The organism is Pseudomonas sp. NPDC088885, from assembly GCF_044750025.1.
Taxonomy (GTDB): domain Bacteria; phylum Pseudomonadota; class Gammaproteobacteria; order Pseudomonadales; family Pseudomonadaceae; genus Aquipseudomonas; species Aquipseudomonas rustica.
Window position 1 is genome coordinate 1 of record NZ_JBIVJB010000014.1, and the last position, 18384, is coordinate 18384.

At 59.3% G+C, this 18384-nt stretch carries 20 protein-coding genes and 1 pseudogene; 7 read left to right on the plus strand and 14 right to left on the minus strand.

The features are described from left to right. Positions 1–66 precede the first annotated feature (66 nt). Positions 67–1896 carry a sulfate adenylyltransferase subunit CysN gene (gene cysN / locus ACIP1X_RS09325; RefSeq protein WP_400751485.1) on the plus strand — a complete coding sequence of 610 codons (1830 nt, stop codon included), beginning with the start codon at positions 67–69 and terminating at the stop codon, positions 1894–1896. A gap of 162 nt (positions 1897–2058) precedes the next feature. Here cysN and ACIP1X_RS09330 read toward each other — a convergent pair whose 3' ends face one another. From ACIP1X_RS09330 to ACIP1X_RS09340, 3 genes are read right to left on the minus strand one after another with little or no spacing between them, the layout of a single operon-like run. Further along, entirely contained in the window at positions 2059–2961 is a 903-nt protein-coding gene (locus tag ACIP1X_RS09330; RefSeq protein ID WP_400751358.1) for an acyltransferase, read from the minus strand. Further along, positions 2962–5061: a phosphate acetyltransferase gene (pta, locus tag ACIP1X_RS09335; protein ID WP_053117139.1), complete on the minus strand. Its 2100-nt coding sequence runs from the start codon at positions 5059–5061 to the stop codon at positions 2962–2964. Positions 5062–5121: 60 nt separating this feature from the next. Further along, on the minus strand, positions 5122–5448 hold the full coding sequence (locus ACIP1X_RS09340) for a DUF3565 domain-containing protein (protein ID WP_400751361.1): 327 nt from the start codon (positions 5446–5448) through the stop codon (positions 5122–5124). Here ACIP1X_RS09340 and ACIP1X_RS09345 point away from each other — a divergent pair. The 3 genes from ACIP1X_RS09345 to ACIP1X_RS09355 all read left to right on the plus strand — a co-directional run bounded on the left by ACIP1X_RS09345 (position 5417) and on the right by ACIP1X_RS09355 (position 7806). Beyond that, positions 5417–5902 carry a peptidylprolyl isomerase gene (locus ACIP1X_RS09345; protein ID WP_053117141.1) on the plus strand — a complete coding sequence of 162 codons (486 nt, stop codon included), beginning with the start codon at positions 5417–5419 and terminating at the stop codon, positions 5900–5902. The two genes, ACIP1X_RS09340 and ACIP1X_RS09345, sit on opposite strands and share 32 nt — an antisense overlap. 122 nt (positions 5903–6024) lie before the next feature. Continuing rightward, on the plus strand, positions 6025–6507 hold the full coding sequence (locus ACIP1X_RS09350) for a glutathione peroxidase (RefSeq protein WP_053117143.1): 483 nt from the start codon (positions 6025–6027) through the stop codon (positions 6505–6507). Positions 6508–6702: 195 nt separating this feature from the next. Continuing rightward, positions 6703–7806, plus strand: coding sequence for an NADH:flavin oxidoreductase (locus ACIP1X_RS09355; RefSeq protein ID WP_282355775.1), 1104 nt, complete (start codon positions 6703–6705; stop codon positions 7804–7806). 111 nt (positions 7807–7917) lie between these two features. Here the strand turns inward: ACIP1X_RS09355 and ACIP1X_RS09360 are convergent, their stop codons facing one another. Both ACIP1X_RS09360 and cysZ read right to left on the minus strand, forming a co-directional pair. Next, positions 7918–9117 carry a glycosyltransferase family 4 protein gene (locus tag ACIP1X_RS09360; RefSeq protein WP_400751364.1) on the minus strand — a complete coding sequence of 400 codons (1200 nt, stop codon included), beginning with the start codon at positions 9115–9117 and terminating at the stop codon, positions 7918–7920. Positions 9118–9159: 42 nt separating this feature from the next. Then, on the minus strand, positions 9160–9912 hold the full coding sequence (gene cysZ, locus ACIP1X_RS09365) for a sulfate transporter CysZ (RefSeq protein WP_159812166.1): 753 nt from the start codon (positions 9910–9912) through the stop codon (positions 9160–9162). Positions 9913–10224: 312 nt separating this feature from the next. Here cysZ and trxB point away from each other — a divergent pair, with 312 nt between their 5' ends. Then, positions 10225–11187, plus strand: coding sequence for a thioredoxin-disulfide reductase (gene trxB / locus ACIP1X_RS09370; RefSeq protein WP_212549706.1), 963 nt, complete (start codon positions 10225–10227; stop codon positions 11185–11187). 205 nt (positions 11188–11392) lie between these two features. On the opposite strand, the gene ACIP1X_RS09375 is transcribed toward trxB, so the two are convergent. The 6 genes from ACIP1X_RS09375 to ACIP1X_RS09400 form a co-directional block, all read right to left on the minus strand. Beyond that, complete coding sequence (locus tag ACIP1X_RS09375; RefSeq protein WP_102900671.1) at positions 11393–11731, minus strand: HopJ type III effector protein; 339 nt, start codon at positions 11729–11731, stop codon at positions 11393–11395. Further along, positions 11724–12020 carry a DUF1244 domain-containing protein gene (locus ACIP1X_RS09380; protein WP_053117177.1) on the minus strand — a complete coding sequence of 99 codons (297 nt, stop codon included), beginning with the start codon at positions 12018–12020 and terminating at the stop codon, positions 11724–11726. The genes ACIP1X_RS09375 and ACIP1X_RS09380 overlap by 8 nt, the downstream gene beginning before the upstream one ends. A 98-nt stretch (positions 12021–12118) precedes the next feature. Next, entirely contained in the window at positions 12119–12490 is a 372-nt protein-coding gene (gene folX / locus ACIP1X_RS09385; RefSeq protein WP_053117178.1) for a dihydroneopterin triphosphate 2'-epimerase, read from the minus strand. Next, entirely contained in the window at positions 12491–13051 is a 561-nt protein-coding gene (gene folE / locus ACIP1X_RS09390; RefSeq protein WP_053117179.1) for a GTP cyclohydrolase I FolE, read from the minus strand. It abuts the gene before it with no gap. 21 nt (positions 13052–13072) lie between these two features. Further along, positions 13073–13783 carry a dihydromonapterin reductase gene (folM, locus tag ACIP1X_RS09395; protein WP_400751369.1) on the minus strand — a complete coding sequence of 237 codons (711 nt, stop codon included), beginning with the start codon at positions 13781–13783 and terminating at the stop codon, positions 13073–13075. A gap of 160 nt (positions 13784–13943) precedes the next feature. Then, positions 13944–14513 carry an antibiotic biosynthesis monooxygenase gene (locus tag ACIP1X_RS09400; protein WP_400751372.1) on the minus strand — a complete coding sequence of 190 codons (570 nt, stop codon included), beginning with the start codon at positions 14511–14513 and terminating at the stop codon, positions 13944–13946. Between the two features lie 211 nt (positions 14514–14724). Between ACIP1X_RS09400 and ACIP1X_RS09405 the strand changes: the two are divergent. Then, positions 14725–15684: pseudogene (locus ACIP1X_RS09405) on the plus strand (MerR family transcriptional regulator). A 3-nt stretch (positions 15685–15687) separates the two neighbouring features. Here the strand turns inward: ACIP1X_RS09405 and ACIP1X_RS09410 are convergent. Together ACIP1X_RS09410 and ACIP1X_RS09415 are read right to left on the minus strand one after the other, a co-directional pair. Then, the gene (locus ACIP1X_RS09410; RefSeq protein WP_053117187.1) at positions 15688–16293 is read right to left on the minus strand and encodes a hypothetical protein; all 606 of its coding nucleotides are present in this window, start codon (positions 16291–16293) and stop codon (positions 15688–15690) included. A 54-nt stretch (positions 16294–16347) separates the two neighbouring features. Continuing rightward, entirely contained in the window at positions 16348–16824 is a 477-nt protein-coding gene (locus ACIP1X_RS09415; RefSeq protein WP_400751375.1) for a PAS domain-containing protein, read from the minus strand. 153 nt (positions 16825–16977) lie between these two features. Here ACIP1X_RS09415 and ACIP1X_RS09420 point away from each other — a divergent pair, with 153 nt between their 5' ends. Further along, positions 16978–17433 carry a flavodoxin gene (locus ACIP1X_RS09420; RefSeq protein ID WP_053117192.1) on the plus strand — a complete coding sequence of 152 codons (456 nt, stop codon included), beginning with the start codon at positions 16978–16980 and terminating at the stop codon, positions 17431–17433. On the opposite strand, the gene ACIP1X_RS09425 is transcribed toward ACIP1X_RS09420, so the two are convergent. After that, the gene (locus ACIP1X_RS09425) at positions 17423–18310 is read right to left on the minus strand and encodes a LysR family transcriptional regulator (protein WP_053117194.1); all 888 of its coding nucleotides are present in this window, start codon (positions 18308–18310) and stop codon (positions 17423–17425) included. The two genes, ACIP1X_RS09420 and ACIP1X_RS09425, sit on opposite strands and share 11 nt — an antisense overlap. Positions 18311–18384 lie beyond the last annotated feature (74 nt).

The following is an 18384-nucleotide window of genomic DNA, read 5'->3' on the forward strand; positions in this document are numbered from 1 at the left end:
ACTCACAAATCATAATAGATCACCAATTAAATCATCTCATACCACGGCAAGAAATAACGTAAAGAGCTGCTGCGATTTTTGACTTGCGGTAACGTCGATGACGGCAAGAGCACCCTGATCGGGCGCCTGCTGCACGACTCGAAAATGATCTACGAAGATCATCTGGAAGCCATTACCCGCGATTCGAAAAAAGTCGGCACCACAGGTGACGACATCGACCTGGCATTGCTGGTTGACGGTCTGCAGGCCGAGCGTGAGCAGGGCATCACCATTGATGTTGCTTACCGCTATTTCTCCACCGCGAAACGCAAATTCATCATCGCCGACACCCCCGGCCATGAGCAGTACACCCGCAACATGGCCACCGGTGCGTCCACCTGTGACCTGGCGATCATTCTCGTCGACGCGCGTTACGGCGTGCAGACCCAGACCCGTCGCCACAGCTTCATTGCTTCACTGTTGGGGATCAAACACATCGTTGTCGCCATCAATAAGATGGATTTGAAAGGCTTCGATGAAGGTGTGTTCGAGTCGATCAAGGCCGACTACCTGAAGTTCGCCGAAGGCTTGAAGATGAAGCCGACCAGCATGCATTTCGTGCCGATGTCTGCCCTCAAGGGCGACAACGTGGTGAACAAGTCCGAGCGCTCGCCTTGGTACAAAGGCCAGTCGCTGATGGAAATTCTCGAGACCGTGGAAGTCGCGGGCGACCGCAACTTCACCGATCTGCGTTTCCCGGTGCAGTACGTCAACCGTCCGAACCTGAACTTCCGTGGTTTCGCCGGCACGCTGGCCAGCGGCATCGTGCACAAGGGTGACGAAGTCGTGGTGCTGCCGTCGGGCAAGAGCAGCCGCGTGAAATCCATCGTCACCTTCGAAGGTGAGCTGGAACACGCCGGTCCAGGTCAGGCAGTAACGCTGACCATGGAAGACGAAATCGACATCTCCCGTGGCGACCTGTTGGTGCATGCCGACAACGTGCCGCCAGTCACCGACAGCTTCGAAGCGATGCTGGTGTGGATGGCTGAAGAGCCGATGCTGCCGGGCAAGAAATACGACATCAAACGCGCCACCAGTTACGTGCCGGGCTCGATTGCCAGCATCGTTAACAAGGTTGACGTGAACACCCTGGAAGAAGGCCCAGCGAGCGCGTTGCAGCTCAACGAAATCGGCAAGGTGAAGATCGCGCTCGACGCGCCGATCGCCCTCGACGGTTACGAAAGCAACCGCACCACCGGCGCGTTCATCATCATCGATCGCCTGACCAACGGCACCGTCGGCGCCGGCATGATCGTCGCGCAGCCAGTGACGCATGGCACTGCCACGCACCACGGCAAACTGGCGCATGTTGCGACTGAGGAACGTGCTCAGCGTTTCGGCCAGCAACCCGCGACCGTGCTGTTCAGCGGTCTGTCGGGCGCGGGCAAAAGCACGCTGGCTTATGCGGTCGAGCGCAAGCTGTTCGACATGGGCCGTGCGGTGTTTGTGCTGGATGGTCAGAACCTGCGTCACGACCTCAACAAAGGTCTGCCACAGGATCGTATCGGCCGTACCGAGAACTGGCGTCGTGCCGCACACGTCGCGCGTCAGTTCAACGAAGCCGGTCTGGTGACGTTGGCTGCGTTTGTCGCGCCAAGCGCTGAAGGTCGCGAGCAAGCCAAGGATCTGATCGGCAAGGATCGTTTGCTGACGGTCTACGTACAGGCCTCGCCGGCCGTGTGCGCCGAGCGTGATCCGCAAGGTCTGTATGCCGCCGGTGGCGACAACATCCCAGGCGAATCCTTCCCGTACGACGTGCCGCTGAATGCCGATCTGGTGATCGACACGCAGACGCTGAGTCTGGAAGAAAGCGTCAAGCAAGTGCTGGATCTGCTGCGTCAGCGTGGCGCGATCTAAGCGTTAGCGACAAATAAAAAGCCCGCCGATGAGTAATCATCGGCGGGCTTTTTTGTGACCTTAAGATCGCTTTCGCGGGCAAGCCTTGCTCCTACAAGAAGTGCACCTCATCACATTGTAGGAGCAAGGCTTGCCCGCGAAGAGGCCATCACAGGCAACCGATCATTTGGCAGGATATTCGCGGTGCATCTGTTCCAGCAGCGCATCCTTGTCCAGCCACAGCTGATTGATCCAGCCCTGAAACTGCAAACGATACTCGCCGTCCTGATCGTAATTCTTGCCAATGAATTGCTGCGGAATTTTCAGCTCTTCAAAATGCACCACCACGTCGCGCACATTGCCGCAGAGCAAATCCCAGAACCCCGGACGCCCGGCGGGGTAGTGAATCGTCACGTTAACGATCGACTCCAGTTGCTCGCCCATCGCATCCAGTACAAACGCGATGCCGCCAGCCTTCGGCTTGAGCAGATATTTGAACGGTGATTGCTGTTGCGCATGCTTACCTTCGGTAAACCGCGTGCCCTCGACGAAGTTGAAAATCCCCACCGGATTATTGCGAAATTTCGCGCAGGTTTTACGCGTAGTTTCGAGGTCCTTGCCTTTCTTCTCCGGGTGCTTGGCCAGGTACGCCTTGGAGTAGCGCTTCATGAACGGAAAGCCCAGCGCCCACCACGCCAGACCAATCACCGGCACCCAGATCAGCTCCTGCTTGAGGAAGAACTTCAGCGGTTGAATCCGGCGGTTGAGCACGTATTGCAGCACCAGAATATCGACCCAGCTCTGGTGGTTGCTGGTGATCAGATACGAGTGCTGATAGTCGAGGCCTTGCAAGCCGCTGAGGTGCCAGCGCGTGCGGCGCACCAGGTTCATCCAGCCTTTGTTGTTGCTGATCCACGCTTCATGGGTGTGGCTCATCAGCCAACCGGCGATGCGCTGGGTGAAGGCAAACGGCAACGCCTTGACCAGCGCCACGCAGAACAGAAACGAGCAGAGCAGAATCGTGTTGAGCGCCAACAGCAGCGAGGCGATCACACCGCGCACGGGTGCAGGTAGAAAATCCAGCATTTACACATCCATAGGTCGGTTGGCGGCTTGAATCGCGGTGAGGGCGATGGTGTAGACGATGTCATCGACTTGCGCGCCGCGCGGCAAGTCGTTCACCGGTTTGCGCAGGCCTTGCAGCATCGGCCCGAGGCTGACGCAATCGGCGCTGCGTTGCACGGCTTTGTGCGTGGTGTTGCCGGTGTTCAGATCCGGGAAGACGAACACCGTGGCGCGACCGGCGACCTGACTGTTCGGCGCCAGTTGCCGGGCGACTTCAGCGTTGGCCGCAGCATCGTATTGCAGCGGGCCGTCGATCAGCAGCGAGTGCTGTTGTTCGTGGGCGAGCAAGGTGGCCTCGCGGACTTTTTCGACTTCCTCGCCAGTGGCCGATTCGCCGCTGGAGTAACTGATCATCGCCACGCGCGGGGTGATGCCGAACGCCGCAGCCGAATCGGCGCTTTGCAAGGCAATTTCGGCCAGCTCGGTGGCGCTCGGGTGCGGGTTCATCACGCAGTCGCCGTAGACCAGCACTTCCTCCGGGAAGAGCATGAAGAACACCGACGACACCAGCGTGCAGCCCGGTGCCGTTTTGATCAGCTGCAAGGCAGGGCGGATGGTGTTGGCGGTGGTGTTGATCACGCCCGAGACCAAGCCGTCGACTTCATCCAGCGCCAACATCATTGTGCCGATCACCACGGTGTCTTCCAGTTGCTGCTCGGCCATCGGCGCATTAAGGCTTTTGGTTTTGCGCAGGGCCACCATCGGCTCGACGTAGCGTTCGCGGATCAGATCCGGATCAAGAATCTCCAGCCCCGGCGGCAATGTGATGCCTTGGGCGCGGGCGACGGCTTCGACGTCTTCCGGTTTCGCCAGCAACACGCAACGGGCGATCCCGCGTTCCTGACAGATCGCCGCCGCTTGCACAGTGAACGGCTCGCTGCCTTCAGGCAGGACGATGCGCTTGTTCGCTGCCTGCGCACGCTGAATCAATTGATAACGGAACACCGCTGGCGACAGGCGCATTTCCCGAGGCGTGCCGCAGCGCTGGTGCAGCCATTTCGCGTCGAGGTGGCTGGCGACGAAGTCAGTGATGATCTCCGCACGCTCGCGGTCATCAATGGGGATTTCTTTGTTCAAACCGTTGAGCAGATTGGCGGTGTCGTAGGAGCCAGTGCTCACCGACAACACCGGCAAACCGGCCTGCAACGCGCCACGGCAGAGGTCCATGATGCGCGGATCGGGCAGGGTGTCGCTGGTCAGCAACAGGCCCGCCAGCGGCACGCCGTTGATCGCGGCGAGGCTGACGGCGAGGATGATGTCGTCGCGATCGCCTGGCGTCACCACCAGCACGCCGGGCTTGAGCAGCTCGACGGTGTTGCGCATGGTGCGCGCGCAAATGATAATTTTGGTCATCCGCCGGGTTTCGTAATCACCGGCGTTGAGCACCTGCGCGCCCATCAGATCGGCAACGTCGCGGGTGCGTGGTGCGTTGAGTTCTGGTTGATACGGAATGCAGCCGAGCAAGCGGAAGTCACCGCTGCGCAGCAACGGCGAATGCTCCTTCAGGCGCGCGGCGAAGGCGTCCATGCTTTCGTCGGTTTTGACCTTGTTGAGGATCACACCAAGGACTTTCGGATCTTTTGGGCCACCGAACAATTGCGCCTGCAGTTCGACACGCCCGGAGAGTTCGGCGAGCACTTCGTTTTCCGGCGCCGAGACCAGAATCACCTCGGCATCGAGGCTTTTGGCCAGGTGCAAGTTGACCCGCGCGGCGTAGCTGGCGCTGCGGGTCGGCACCATGCCTTCGACCACCAGCACGTCTTTGCCGATCGCGGCTTGCTGGTAAAGGGTGATGATTTCTTCGAGCAACTCATCGAGCTGACCGTCGCCGAGCATCCGCTCAACGTGAGCGAGGCCAAGCGGTTGCGGCGGTTTCAGGCCGTGGGTGCGCGCCACCAGTTCGGTGGAACGCTCAGGGCCGGTGTCGCCCGGGTGCGGCTGCGCAATCGGTTTGAAAAACCCGACTTTCAGGCCCGCTCGCTCCAGCGTGCGCACCAGCCCGAGGCTGATGGAGGTCAGACCCACACCAAAATCGGTGGGTGCGATAAAAAAAGTTTGCATGCGAATTCTCTAAAGTTGCATGGCAATGGTGTCAGCTTATGTCTGGCTGACTACCGAAATTCAGTCGTCAAGGTTATCGCTAACCGAGCCTTGTGCGCACCAACCGCAGGCAAAGGGTTGGCCTATTTTTTCAATACGTTGCGCCGGGTCGAGTACCCACGCCCGGGTTTGCCATGGCGGCTGATGGCGCAGGTGCTGGGTGTGGCCACAGGAAAGCTCGGCCACCCAATGGCCCTCTTCGTCTTGATGGAAGCCTGTGATCGTTGAAACCCGTTTGTCCGGGTTGTGTTCGCTTTCGCGCGATTGCTTCGCTAAACTTGGCCTTTCTATATTCTTATGCAAAAGGTCTCGCCCCATGCTGATCGCCGCCAATAAGGCTGTCTCCATCGACTATACCCTGACCAACGACGCTGGTGAGGTCATCGACAGCTCCGCCGGCGGCGCTCCGCTGGTCTACCTGCAAGGCGCAGGCAACATCATCCCGGGCCTGGAAAAAGCTCTGGAAGGCAAAACCGTTGGTGACGAGCTGGACGTTTCCGTTGAACCGGAAGACGCTTACGGCGAATACGCCGCTGAGCTGGTCAGCACCCTGAGCCGCAGCATGTTCGAAGGCGTTGACGAGCTGGAAGTCGGCATGCAGTTCCACGCTTCGGCGCCGGACGGCCAGATGCAAATCGTCACCATCCGTGACCTCGACGGCGACGACGTGACCGTTGACGGCAACCACCCGTTGGCCGGCCAGCGTCTGAACTTCAAAGTGAAGATCGTTGACATCCGTGATGCCAGCCAGGAAGAAATCGCTCATGGTCACGTCCATGGCGAAGGTGGCCATCACCACTGATTTCTGCGCTAAGCTTCGAGTACTGGAGAGGCGCCTGCGGGCGCCTTTTTAGTCCGCGGCTGTCCTTGGTGGTCTCGCCAAGTGGCTGTTTCGAGTAGAACACGGGAATCTTGGAGTTCGTCATGAGTGCTTTTCACGACCTTAAGTTGACAGCCCTGGATGGTCAGGAGCTACCGCTGGCGCCTTTCAAGGGCCAAGTCGTGCTGGTGGTCAACGTCGCCTCCAAATGCGGCTTGACCCCCCAGTATGCGGCGCTGGAAAACCTCTATCAGCAGTTCAAAGGCAAAGGCTTCAGCGTGCTGGGCCTGCCGTGCAACCAGTTTGCCGGTCAGGAACCCGGTTCTGAAAAGGACATTCAGGATTTCTGCAGCCTCAACTATGGCGTGACGTTTCCGTTGTCGAGCAAGCTCGAAGTCAACGGTCACGAACGGCATCAGCTCTACCGTCTGCTGGCGGGCGAGGGCGCGGAGTTTCCCGGTGACATCACCTGGAATTTCGAGAAGTTTCTGCTCGGCAAGGACGGCCGGGTGCTGGCGCGGTTCTCGCCGCGCACGGCGCCGGATGATCCGACCATTGTTCATGCGATTGAAAAAGCGCTGAGCTGATCAAGCAAGATCAAAAGATCGCAGCCTTCGGCAGCTCCTACAGGTGACCTTAAAATCCTATGTAGGAGCTGCCGAAGGCTGCGATCTTTTGCTCTGCGTCTTTTGATCCTTAATCACCGAAATCAATAATGCTGTTCAAAGGCTTCGGCTCTCCATATTATCGCCGTCATAAAGTCATCTCTGTGGAGCTCTTCGATGCCCGTTCAAGCCTTGTTCAAACCGTTCCACCTCGGTGCCCTCGAACTGCCGACCCGCGTGGTCATGGCGCCGATGACCCGTTCTTTCTCCCCGGGTGGCGTGCCCAATTCGAAAGTCATCGAGTACTACCGCCGTCGTGCGGCCGCCGGTGTTGGCTTGATCATCACCGAAGGCACCACCGTTGGCCACGTTGCCTCGAACGGTTACCCGAACGTGCCGCAGTTCTTCGGTGAAGCGCCATTGGCCGGCTGGAAAAAAGTCGTCGACGCCGTTCACGCTGAAGGCGGCAAGATCGTTCCGCAACTGTGGCACGTGGGCAGCGTGCGCCGCATCGGCACCGAACCGGACGCCAGCGTGCCGGGTTACGGCCCGTCGGAAAAACTCAAGGACGGCCAAGTCGTGGTGCACGGCATGACCAAACAAGATATTCAGGACGTGATCGCTGCGTTCGCCCAAGCGGCCAAGGATGCACAAAGCATCGGCATGGACGGCGTGGAAATCCACGGCGCCCACGGTTACCTGGTCGACCAGTTCTTTTGGGAAGGCAGCAACCAGCGCACCGATGAGTACGGCGGCAGTCTGGCCAACCGTTCGCGTTTTGCCATCGAGTTGATTCAAGCCGTGCGTGCGGCGGTCGGCGAAGGCTTCCCGATCATCTTCCGCTTCTCGCAGTGGAAGCAGCAGGATTACACCGCGCGTCTGGTGCAAACCCCGGAAGCGCTGGGTGAATTCCTCAAGCCGTTGTCCGACGCTGGCGTGGATATTTTCCATTGCTCGACGCGGCGTTTCTGGGAGCCTGAGTTCGATGGCTCTGACCTGAACCTCGCTGGCTGGACGCGCAAGCTGACCGGCAAACCGACTATCACCGTTGGCAGCGTTGGTCTGGATGGCGAGTTCCTGCAATTCATGGTCAACACCGACAAAGTCGCGCAACCGGCCAGTCTGGAAAACCTGCTGGAGCGTTTGAACAAAGAGGAATTCGATCTGGTGGCGGTGGGGCGTGCGCTGCTGGTTGATCCGGACTGGGCGCTGAAAGTCCGCGAAGGGCGTGAGCAGGATATTTTGCCGTTCAGCCGTGAGGCGTTGATGTCGCTGGTTTAAGCGGCGCCTGTCACGACCCCTTCGCGAGCAAGCCCGCTCCCACATTTGGAATGCATTTCAAAATGTGGGAGCGGGCTTGCTCGCGAAAGCGGTTTCAAAGGCAACGATAATTCAAGGCAGTGTTTGAGCCTCAGGCACCACCAACTCCCCCAAACACGCCCCACGCAAATGCCCTTCAAACTGCTCGATGATCGCCGCCCACCCCTGGCGACTCGCATGCTGCCGCGCATTCAGGCGCACGCAACGCAAGCGCTCATCCTCTTCCAATAACCACACTGCCGCCTCGCAAAACGCCTCTTCGTCCCCGGGCATCGCCAGCACGCCGCTGTAGCCATGGCGAATATGCTGCGCCGCCGCAGCCTGATCGTAAGCCACCACCCCCAACCCTGACGCCAACGCCTCCAGCACCACATTGCCAAAGGTTTCGGTCAGGCTCGGAAACAAAAACACATCCCCCGACGCATAGTGCGCCGCCAGCGCTTCGCCACGCTGGGCACCGCAAAAAATCGCCTCAGGCAATTCCTTCTCCAGCGCCAGCCGTTGCGGCCCGTCGCCGACCACGATGAGTTTCAGATTGCGCTGTGGATAAGCGCTGCGCAGTGCTTCGAAGCTGCGCTTGAGCAGGCCCAGATTTTTCTCCGGCGCGAGGCGTCCTACGTGAATCACGGCAACGTCGCGCTCGCGAAGTCCCCATTGCTCACGCAAGGCGTTCAGGCGTTTGCTCGGGTGAAACAACTGGCTGTCCACACCGCGCGACAACAACGCCAAACGCTCGAAATGCCGACGCTCCAGTTCCAGACGTTGACTGGGACTGGGCACCAGCGTCATCGCCGAGCGATTGTGAAACCAGCGCAAATAATGTGTGAGCATCCGCGTCAGCAGGCCGAGGCCGTACTGACTGGTGTATTGCTGAAAATTTGTGTGAAAGCCGCTGACCACCGAAATCCCCAGGCGTCGCGCCGCGCGCAAAGCCGATAAACCCAGCGGGCCTTCCGTGGCGATGTACAGCACATCCGGGCGCTGGCGTTTCCAGCGGCGCAGCAATTTGTGCATCGACGACTGGCCCCATTGCAGGCCCGGATAGCCCGGCAGCGGCCAGCCTCGGCACAACAGCAGCGCGTCGTCATCGCTGCGCTGCGGATCGCCAGCCTGACGCGGGCGCACCAGATCCACTTGATGCCCGCGCGCGCGCAGTCCATCGCACAAGCGGCCAAGGGTATTGGCCACGCCGTTGATTTCCGGTGGGAAGGTTTCGCTGATGAGGGTGATATGCAGAGCTGTCGTCATGACCTCAGTGTCGGCTGAGGCCATGTCGTCGTTGTGACGTTCGGATGATGGATTTGTGACGCCGCGTTAGCGTTGAGTCACCAGGTTCTCGGCGCCACGCTCACGCACCCAGAACAACGTCGCGCCAGCGACAGCGGCCGGCATCATCAGAATGTTCACCACTGGAATCAGCAGCACCAGATAAACGATCCCGCCAAAACTCATGCTCTGCCAGCGCTTCTGCCGCAGCCAGGCGAGCATCTCGTTCCAGCCAAGTTTGTGGTTGTCTGCCGGGTAGTCGATGTACTGGATCGCCATCATCCACACGCCGAACAACAGCCACAGCGGCGCGGCGATGATGTTCACCACCGGGATAAACGAAAGAATGAACAGACCGATCGCGCGGGGCAGGAAATAGCCAAGTTTGCGCATTTCCCGGGCGAGGGTGCGCGGTACCATCTCGATCAGTTCGCCCCAGCTGAAGGCCGGGAAGTCATCGGTGCCGCGCACGACCACTTCGACTTTTTCCGCGAGGAAACCGTTGAACGGTGCGGCGATCACGTTGGCGAGCATGGTGAAGGTGAAAAACACCATCAGCGCAACCAACACGACGAACAGCGGCCAGAGGATGTAGCTGAGGAAGCTCAGCCATTCCGGCAGCGACGGCATCAGCGTGTCGACCCAGAGGCTGAACTGGTGGCCGGCCAGATAGATCAATCCGACGAACAGCACGAGGTTGATCGCCAGCGGCAGCAACACGAACAAGCGCAGGCCAGGGCTGAGAACCAGTTTGAGGCCTTCGCGCAGGTATTGCGGGCCGGACAGAACAGGGGCGGGCATAAGGTGCTCCGAGCAAGGGAAAACGCGCCGACCTTACCGACTTTGCAACGGCGGCGAAAGCGCGGTAGAGCGATCGACATTCACTGTAACAAAGACGTCCATCTCGTCAGTGTGTCGGCATAGAGACCACCTATGAGCTGGATTGTTAATCCGTATTTCCTTAATCTTGCCCCCCTCGATACGCTGCACCCAACTTTTTACAGGACTGTCGAGCTCAAGCCTTCCCCAAGGTTTTCCACGGTCCTTTTTTATTTCCGCCGGCAGTCCGGCGATCCGTGCCAGTTTTTTCGGCCCGGTCAACAGGAGCAGGTCATGTCTGAAGTCCGTCATTCGCGAGTGATTATTCTCGGTTCCGGCCCTGCCGGTTACAGCGCTGCGGTATACGCGGCCCGTGCCAACCTCAAGCCACTGCTGATCACCGGCATGCAGGCCGGCGGTCAACTGACCACCACCACCGAAGTCGACAACTGGCCGGGCGACGTTCACGGCCTGACCGGTCCAGCCCTGATGGAGCGCATGCGCGAGCACGCCGAGCGTTTTGAAACCGAGATCGTTTTCGATCACATCAACGCTGTGGATTTCGCTGCCAAGCCTTACACCCTGACCGGCGACAGCGCGGTTTACACCTGCGACGCCCTGATCATCGCCACCGGCGCCAGCGCTCGTTACCTGGGCCTGCCGTCGGAAGAAGCGTTCATGGGCAAAGGCGTTTCGGCCTGCGCAACCTGCGACGGTTTCTTCTACCGCAACAAGCCAGTCGCTGTGGTCGGCGGCGGCAACACCGCGGTTGAAGAAGCACTGTACCTGGCCAACATCGCCAGCACCGTGACCCTGATTCACCGTCGCGAAACCTTCCGCGCCGAGAAGATCCTGATCGACAAGCTCAACGCTCGCGTCGCTGAAGGCAAGATCATCCTCAAGTTGAACGCCAACCTGGACGAAGTCCTGGGCGACAACATGGGCGTGACCGGTGCGCGTCTGAAGAACAACGATGGCAGCTTCGACGAAATCACCGTCGACGGCGTGTTCATCGCCATCGGCCATACCCCGAACACCTCGCTGTTCGAAGGCCAGTTGACCCTGAAAGACGGTTACCTGGTGGTGCACGGCGGCCGTGAAGGCAATGCGACTGCGACCAGCGTCGAAGGCATCTTCGCTGCCGGTGACGTGGCTGACCACGTTTACCGTCAGGCCATCACCTCGGCCGGCGCCGGCTGCATGGCGGCACTGGACACCGAGCGTTACCTGGACGGTCTGCAGAACGCATCGTTCTAAGATCGCAGGCAAAAAAACCGGCCAGATTGGCCGGTTTTTTTTGTGCCCGGAGTTTCAGCTACGTGATGATCGTTCCCACGCTCTGCGTGGGAATGCCTCATCTGGACGCTCTGCGTCCGATGGGACGCGGAGCGTCCCCGGCTGCATTCCCACGCGGAGCGTGGGAACGATCACGGTGCCGAAGGCTGCGATCTTTTGATCTTGATCAGCGGCGGGTCAGGGGCTGTGCGGTGAACTTGACGCCGGCCAGACCGTGTTTGATCAACGCACGGATGTTGCCGTGATCGCTGCCCTCAGGCGTCGCCACTACCGAGCGATAATGCTCGCCAAACGCCAGCAGCGCTTCTTCATCGCTCAGGCCTTCCAGCAGCGCCAGGCCCAAGGTCTTGCACGAACCTTCGTTCTGCCCGGCGGCGTTTTCCACGCCACCGTTGTTGAAGGCTTGCGGCTGGTAGTCGTAACCGGCAGCAATGAAAGCCAGGGTGTCGGCGAAAGCGTGCTCGCCGCTTTTCAGGCTGGCGCGCAGGGTGTTCAGGTCACTCATGGGTTTTTCCTTTGGCGAACGCCGCTTGCTGGTCGGCGCTGGCTTCTTGCTGATATTGGGCTTTCCACTCGGCGTACGGCATGCCGTAAACCACTTCGCGGGCGTCATCGAGGCTGACGTCGATCTGGCGCTCGTCGGCTTCGGCCTTGTACCACTTCGACAGGCAATTGCGGCAGAACCCGGCGAGGTTCATCAGGTCGATGTTCTGCACGTCCTTGCGGCTGTCCAGATGGGCAACCAGCCGGCGGAAGGCGGCGGCTTCGAGTTCGAGGCGTTGTTGCTCGTTCATGGAGGTCTCTTCGAGACAGCTTCAAGCGGCGAGCTTCAAGCTGCAAGTTTGGATTGTGGGTGGCGGTAGCTTAACGCTTGCAGCTGGAAGCTTGAAGCTCAGCGGCTTGCCGCGAGGGTGATCGATACCGATTCGGCAAATCGCAGCGCATGCGGCTTGTCGACTTCGACTTCGGCGTACAGCACCGAACCGTTGCTCATCACCAGATCGAGCAATTCCTGCGTCAGGCGTTCAAGCAGCGCAAAACGGTTGCCCTCGACGTGAGCGATGATCGCTTTGGTGATCGTGCGGTAGTTCAGCGCGTGATCGATGTCGTTGTCACGCACCGCTTCCTGCGCGGCATACAGAATAGTGACGTTGATCAGCACATCCTGCTTGTTGAGGATCTCGTCCTCGTTGATCCCGATAAAGGTGCGCAAGCGCAGATCCTTGACCCGGATGCGCGCCATTCCCGGTTGAAGTTGTGGCATTTACTTGCTCCGTCCAATCAATTGCAGGAACTCCTGACGGGTGTTGCTCGACTCGCGAAAGGCGCCGAGCATGACCGAGGTGTTCATCGTCGAATTCTGTTTTTCCACGCCGCGCATCATCATGCACATGTGTTTGGCTTCGATGACCACGGCGACCCCAGCGGCATCGGTGACCTGTTGCACCGCGTCGGCGATTTGCCGGGTGAGGTTTTCCTGAATCTGCAGGCGTCGGGCGAACATGTCGACCAGCCGCGCGATTTTCGATAATCCCAGCACCTTGCCTGTCGGAATATAAGCCACATGGGCCTTGCCGATGAAGGGCAGCAGGTGATGTTCGCACAACGAGTACAACTCGATGTCAGCGACGATCACCATCTCGTCACTGTCCGAAGCAAACAGCGCGCCGTTAACGATTTGCTCGACGCTCTGATCGTAACCGTGACACAGGTATTGCATGGCTTTGGCCGCGCGCACCGGGGTGTCGAGCAACCCTTCGCGGTCGGGATTTTCGCCGAGACCGATGAGGATTTCACGGTAGTTTTCGGGCAGGGAAAGGCTCATGGACATCCTCGCAGCTAGGCGTTATTTGACGTGCCGCCCGCCGTTGACGGTCAGGGTCGTACCGGTGACATAAGGGTTGTCGAGCAGATAGCGCAGGCTCTGGTAGATCACTTCGCTGCCGGGCTCGATGCCCAGCGCCGATTTGGCCAGCGCTTTGGTGCGGTACGCCGCGTCGTCGTCGGGATTGAACAATAGCAGGGCCGGCGCGATGCCGTTGACCTTGATTGCTGGCGCAAAGCGCGCGGCGAAGGACAGCGTCAGGCTGTCGAGCCCGGCTTTGCTGGCGCAATAGCCGATGTGTTTGCTGCTGCCCTTGCGCGTGACATCGTCGCTGATATGGATGATGTCGGCGGGTGTCGAGCGTTGCAACAAATCGGCGCAGTGCAGGTTGATCAGGTAAGGCGCGAGCATGTGCAGATTGATCATGCGCGTGAAGGCTTCGGCCTCGCTGCCCGGGGTTTCGGCCAGCCACTCGGAGGCGTTGTGCACAATGGCGCGCAGGCTGTCGGTGTGGTTTTTCAGTTCGCTGATAAAGGCGAGAATCCCGGCTTCGCTGGAGAAGTCGGCGAACAGGCCGATTGCGCCCAAATCGCGCAGTGTTTGTACGCCGGGACGTTCGGTGCGGTAGGTGAAGATGACGCGATGACCGTCTTCAAGCAAACGCTGCGCGCAGTGCAGACCGACACGCTGGCCGGCGCCGGTGATGAGGATCGGGGCTGCGGAAGTGGACATGAACGGCTCGCATCGCGGTGGGAGCAAAAACTATAACAGCGACACGGCTTGCTTTGCGTTTTTGTAGGAGCAAGGCTTGCCCGCGAAAGCAGCGTGTCATTCAGCATTGAAGGTGCCTGACACAACGCTTTCGCGGGCAAGCCTTGCTCCTACAAAGATATCAGCGATTCTGGGAGACGGGCTCGGCAGGCACGCGCCGAGCCGGAGTGCTGTTCAACCAATTGGCCAGTAACCGCGTCGACAGCGGAATAAAGAAATAAACCATCAATGGCGTCAGGCACAGCGTGCTGATAAACACCCGCGGCAGCAGACTCATTTCGCCGAGCAACGGCCCCAGCACGAAGTTGAACAGCATCGACACCGGAAAGAACGCCAGCCAGATCGCCACCGCCTGCTTCCAGCGTGGCGGACGTTGACCGGCCGCGCCGAACCAGCCTTCGATGCCGCTGACGCGATGTTCCTTCGGATGCGCAAACAGATCGCTGCCCCGATCCAGCCATGCCGTACGCGAAGCCGAATGCTCCCACGCATGCAACGTCTGTTCGTCGACGAAGCGGAAAATGATTTGAAATTCGTTATCACCGGGCGGCGGAGCGAGCACGCCAGAGCCGAGATAACCGGGAAAGTCGGTGGCGAGTTGTTCGCCTTCGCGCAACCAGGCAATCAGATCCTGATAGCGACCATCGGCGACGCGACGCGCGACCATCAGCGTGACGGGTGAAGTAGACATTGTGTATCTCCGTATTTCGTTCGCGGCACTCCGGGTAGGAGTTTCGCCAGACGCGCGCCGGGGTAGAGGCCCGCGTTTATTGCCAAGCAAGGATTATTCCTGAATTTCGCGATTTAATCAGAGACTTTCGTCGCAGTTCATCGCTTTTACCTTTAGCGGGCATTGCAGCTAGAATAGGATCCAATCACTTCACATGGACGTCGAACGCGAAATGCCTGTCATCACGGAGCTGAGCCCTGTTTCACGGGCGTCTGACGCGCTCGAGCGCGAAGACCTCTTTCCCATTCGTGAAGTGTCCCGACTCACCGGGGTCAACCCGGTCACGCTGCGTGCCTGGGAGCGACGTTACGGTCTGATCGAACCGACGCGCACCGAAAGTGGGCATCGGCTGTATTCAATGACCGAAATCGAGCGCGTTCGCAGCATTGTCGAGTGGATCGATCGTGGCGTCTCCGTCAGCAAGGTCGGCAAAATCCTCGCGAAAACCGAACCGCTATAAGCACTGGCGCACATCATTTCCGATGATCAGGTGCAGGCTGATTACCAGCAGTGGCAGCATCAGGTAAAGCGTGCGGTCAGCGCCTTCGACGATCTTGAACTGGATCGTGTCTACGGCCAGATTTTTTCTTCTTATTCGCTGCCCGTGGTTTTTCAGGACATCCTGCTGCCGCTGTGGCGGCAATTGCTGCTGGGGCAGGACGCCTTCGGACACACCAGCGAATGGCTGTTCTACGACGGCTACCTCAGAACCCGCGTACTGCAACGAATCATCGCGCTACGCACCACGCAGCCCCGCAAGATTCTCGTCAGCGCATTGGCCGGTCAGTGCCGTGAACTGGAATTGCTGGTGGCCGCGCTGTTTTTGAGTAGCAGCGACGCCGGTGTTCGGGTACTGACGACGGGGCAGCCGTTCGATGAGTTGACGCTGGTCTGCGAAAAGATCAAACCGCAGGCACTGGTGCTGTTTTCCAATCACGCACCGGCCGTCGAGCTGCCACGGCGTTTGAACCGTTTGGCACTGAGTCTGGATTGTCAGGTGTTACTGGCGGGGGATGCGGCGGATCTGGCAGAGGAAACTCTGGCCGGATCGTCAATCGGTTGTCTGGGCAATGAAGGCGCGACCATGCGTCAGCGGCTGACGCAATTTCTCGCGGGCAAACTCGATACCTGAGAATCAGGTGTGCAAGGCAGGGTGGGTCAGGCGATGTTGTTGCAGAATGAACTGGCGCAGGCGCTCGGTTTCATCGGCATCGGTCTGGCTCAGTTCGTAGGCGAAGAAACCTTTGTCGGTCTCACGCTCGAAATTGCCGCGCAGGGAAATTCGCTCATAGCCTGAAGGGCTGAACCACAGAGCGAAATGCTTCGGCGGTTTGGTCTTGTTGCGCACTTCCAGCAACACGCCTTTGTGCGACACCTCATGAACCCACAACGTGCCCGGTTGGCCATTGGCGTTTTCCAGCGCCACCGGCTCGTCCAGCGCCAGGCGCCAAGGACGCACCATCGGGCCGTCTTCGTAAATGCTTGGCACACCTAGACGCAAATGCAGCGCGTGGAACTCGTCTTCCACCAGGTGCAGCGGGAAAGTCATTTGTTGGTTTTCGAAGTTGGCCTGAATGGTCACTTGTTCGTGAGCGGCCAGGCGCGTGAGCAAGTCACGGATCTGCGAACCGCCATTAACCAGCAGACTCGACGTCGCATCCCGCACATTGAGTTGCGGGTTGTGCTGCATGGTCTGGATGAAATCCAGCTCATCCTGAGTGAGGAGGGCGTCGCGTTGCATGGCTAGCTCGAAAGATATAGTTACAAAGTCATTGGTGATTGTAGTTAATGACAATTAGTTCGCTGATTTGTTTGCGCCGTTCGTCGCTTTCAGTTCTGCCAGCTGTGCTTTCAGTGTCGCGACCTCCTGTTCGAGTTGCGCAACACGTTGCTGAGCCTTGACCTGAATCGTTACATCTTTCTGCACGCCGACGAAATAAGTCAGCCCATCGTCAGCGCTTTTTACCGTTGAAAGCGACAGTTCATTCCAGAACGGTGTGCCGTCCTTGCGATAGTTACGCAGGATTTCCCGGCACGATCCATTGTTGCGCAGCACCTCGCGAATCCGCTCCAAAACTTCTGGGTCGCGGTCTCCAGCCTGCAGAAAGCGGCAGTCCTGATAGAGAATCTCTTCACTGCTGTAGCCGGTCAGCCGTTCGAACGCGGGGTTGACGTAAATCAGGATGGTGTCCTGATCGCCCTCCTTTTCCGCTACCACGATTCCATCGTTCGAGGCGTTGATCACCATTTGCAGCAGGTTGGCGTTGATCATCTGTGAGTCCATTCAGATTGGCCGAGGGCTCGCATTCTAGATAAACCGTCAGCGCTGTCTACTGGCCATTATCGCCAGTTGAGATCCAATCGCAGCTTTGCGGCTCGGGCTGCTACTATCGCCGCTCATTTTTTCAGTTTCAGGATCAGATTGATGAAAGTCGCCATCCTCTCCGGTTCGGTTTACGGCACCGCCGAAGAAGTCGCCCGCCACGCCCAGAACCTGTTGAAAGCCGCTGGCTTTGAAACCTTCTACAACTCGCGCGCCAGCCTGGCGGACATTCAAGCGTTCGGCCCGGAAGCGTTCCTCGCGGTGACCTCGACCACTGGCATGGGCGAGCTGCCGGACAACCTGCAACCGTTGTATTCGACCATTCGCGATCAACTGCCAGCCGCGTGGCGCGGTTTGCCGGGCGCGGTCATCGCCTTGGGCGACGCCAGTTATGGCGACACCTTCTGCGGTGGCGGCGAGCAAATGCGCGAACTGTTCGGCGAACTGGGTGTGCGTGAAGTGCTGGAGATGCTGCGCATCGACGCCAGCGAAAGCGTGACCCCGGAAACCGACGCCGAGCCTTGGCTGGCGCAGTTGATCGACGCGCTCAAGGGCTGATCGGCCGCTCGCGCAGGAGTGCCAGCCACGCCTGCGCGGCATTCGACAAATAGGCGCCCTGACGCCAGATAAACGCGATGTCCCAGCGCAGATAGTCCGGCGCACGCAAGGTCAGGCGCACCACGCCTGGCCGCACCAGCCCGCGCGCCACCACGCTGGGCAACAACACCACGCCTTGCCCGGCGGCCACCAGTGCCGCAAGAAAATCCGCCTGACCGCTGCGGCCGCCTTCCTTCGGTGTGAAGCCCATTTGCTGGCACGCCTGCAGCAAACGATCGTTGAGCACGAAGCTGCGCTGATACAGCAGAAACGGCGTATCGGCGAGCTCTTCCAGGCCGATTTCGCCGCGATCCGCCAACGGGTGATCGACCGGTAGCAGCGCATCGAGTTTCTCATCGCAAAACGGCTGACAGTCGAACTGCGGATCCTTCGGCAACAAACTGCCACCCAGCTCCAGTTCACCGTTGAGCACGGCTTGCTCGATGTTGCGGCTGCCGCCCTCGAGCAACTGCACGCTAATGTTTGGATAGCGCCGGCGATATTCAGCAAAGAGCCCGGCGAACAAAGCATCGCTGCCCAACAGCGGCAGACCGAGGCGCAACTCGCCACGGGCCAGATGACTGAGATCGTCCAGTTCGACCAGCAATTCGTTGCGTAAACGCAGCATGCCTTCGGCCCGTTGCAAGACCACGCTGCCGGCGGCGGTCAGGCGCAACTGGGAACCGAGGCGTTCCAGCAGGGGCGTGCCGAGGCTCTGTTCCAGTTGTGCGACTTGCTTGCTCACCGCCGACTGGCTGATGTGCAGGGTTTTCGCCGCTTGGGTGAAACCGCCCTGATGCATGACTTCGACAAAGCTGCGCAGCTGTTTGAATTCCATCTGCCTGATTCCGTTTTGGAATGGCTTTGAGTCTAACAATTCGCTTCGGGGATGGCAGGTCACTTCGTAAAATA

What these genes read in the sequence shown, in the direction of transcription:
- ACIP1X_RS09330 (WP_400751358.1), bottom strand. Translation starts at nt 2,961, where the DNA reads ATGCTGGATTTTCTACCTGCACCCGTGCGCGGTGTGATCGCCTCGCTG.
- pta (WP_053117139.1), bottom strand. Translation starts at nt 5,061, where the DNA reads ATGCAAACTTTTTTTATCGCACCCACCGATTTTGGTGTGGGTCTGACC.
- ACIP1X_RS09345 (WP_053117141.1), top strand. Translation starts at nt 5,417, where the DNA reads ATGCTGATCGCCGCCAATAAGGCTGTCTCCATCGACTATACCCTGACC.
- ACIP1X_RS09340 (WP_400751361.1), bottom strand. Translation starts at nt 5,448, where the DNA reads ATGGAGACAGCCTTATTGGCGGCGATCAGCATGGGGCGAGACCTTTTG.
- ACIP1X_RS09350 (WP_053117143.1), top strand. Translation starts at nt 6,025, where the DNA reads ATGAGTGCTTTTCACGACCTTAAGTTGACAGCCCTGGATGGTCAGGAG.
- ACIP1X_RS09355 (WP_282355775.1), top strand. Translation starts at nt 6,703, where the DNA reads ATGCCCGTTCAAGCCTTGTTCAAACCGTTCCACCTCGGTGCCCTCGAA.
- ACIP1X_RS09360 (WP_400751364.1), bottom strand. Translation starts at nt 9,117, where the DNA reads ATGGCCTCAGCCGACACTGAGGTCATGACGACAGCTCTGCATATCACC.
- cysZ (WP_159812166.1), bottom strand. Translation starts at nt 9,912, where the DNA reads ATGCCCGCCCCTGTTCTGTCCGGCCCGCAATACCTGCGCGAAGGCCTC.
- trxB (WP_212549706.1), top strand. Translation starts at nt 10,225, where the DNA reads ATGTCTGAAGTCCGTCATTCGCGAGTGATTATTCTCGGTTCCGGCCCT.
- ACIP1X_RS09375 (WP_102900671.1), bottom strand. Translation starts at nt 11,731, where the DNA reads ATGAGTGACCTGAACACCCTGCGCGCCAGCCTGAAAAGCGGCGAGCAC.
- ACIP1X_RS09380 (WP_053117177.1), bottom strand. Translation starts at nt 12,020, where the DNA reads ATGAACGAGCAACAACGCCTCGAACTCGAAGCCGCCGCCTTCCGCCGG.
- folX (WP_053117178.1), bottom strand. Translation starts at nt 12,490, where the DNA reads ATGCCACAACTTCAACCGGGAATGGCGCGCATCCGGGTCAAGGATCTG.
- folE (WP_053117179.1), bottom strand. Translation starts at nt 13,051, where the DNA reads ATGAGCCTTTCCCTGCCCGAAAACTACCGTGAAATCCTCATCGGTCTC.
- folM (WP_400751369.1), bottom strand. Translation starts at nt 13,783, where the DNA reads ATGTCCACTTCCGCAGCCCCGATCCTCATCACCGGCGCCGGCCAGCGT.
- ACIP1X_RS09400 (WP_400751372.1), bottom strand. Translation starts at nt 14,513, where the DNA reads ATGTCTACTTCACCCGTCACGCTGATGGTCGCGCGTCGCGTCGCCGAT.
- ACIP1X_RS09410 (WP_053117187.1), bottom strand. Translation starts at nt 16,293, where the DNA reads ATGCAACGCGACGCCCTCCTCACTCAGGATGAGCTGGATTTCATCCAG.
- ACIP1X_RS09415 (WP_400751375.1), bottom strand. Translation starts at nt 16,824, where the DNA reads ATGATCAACGCCAACCTGCTGCAAATGGTGATCAACGCCTCGAACGAT.
- ACIP1X_RS09420 (WP_053117192.1), top strand. Translation starts at nt 16,978, where the DNA reads ATGAAAGTCGCCATCCTCTCCGGTTCGGTTTACGGCACCGCCGAAGAA.
- ACIP1X_RS09425 (WP_053117194.1), bottom strand. Translation starts at nt 18,310, where the DNA reads ATGGAATTCAAACAGCTGCGCAGCTTTGTCGAAGTCATGCATCAGGGC.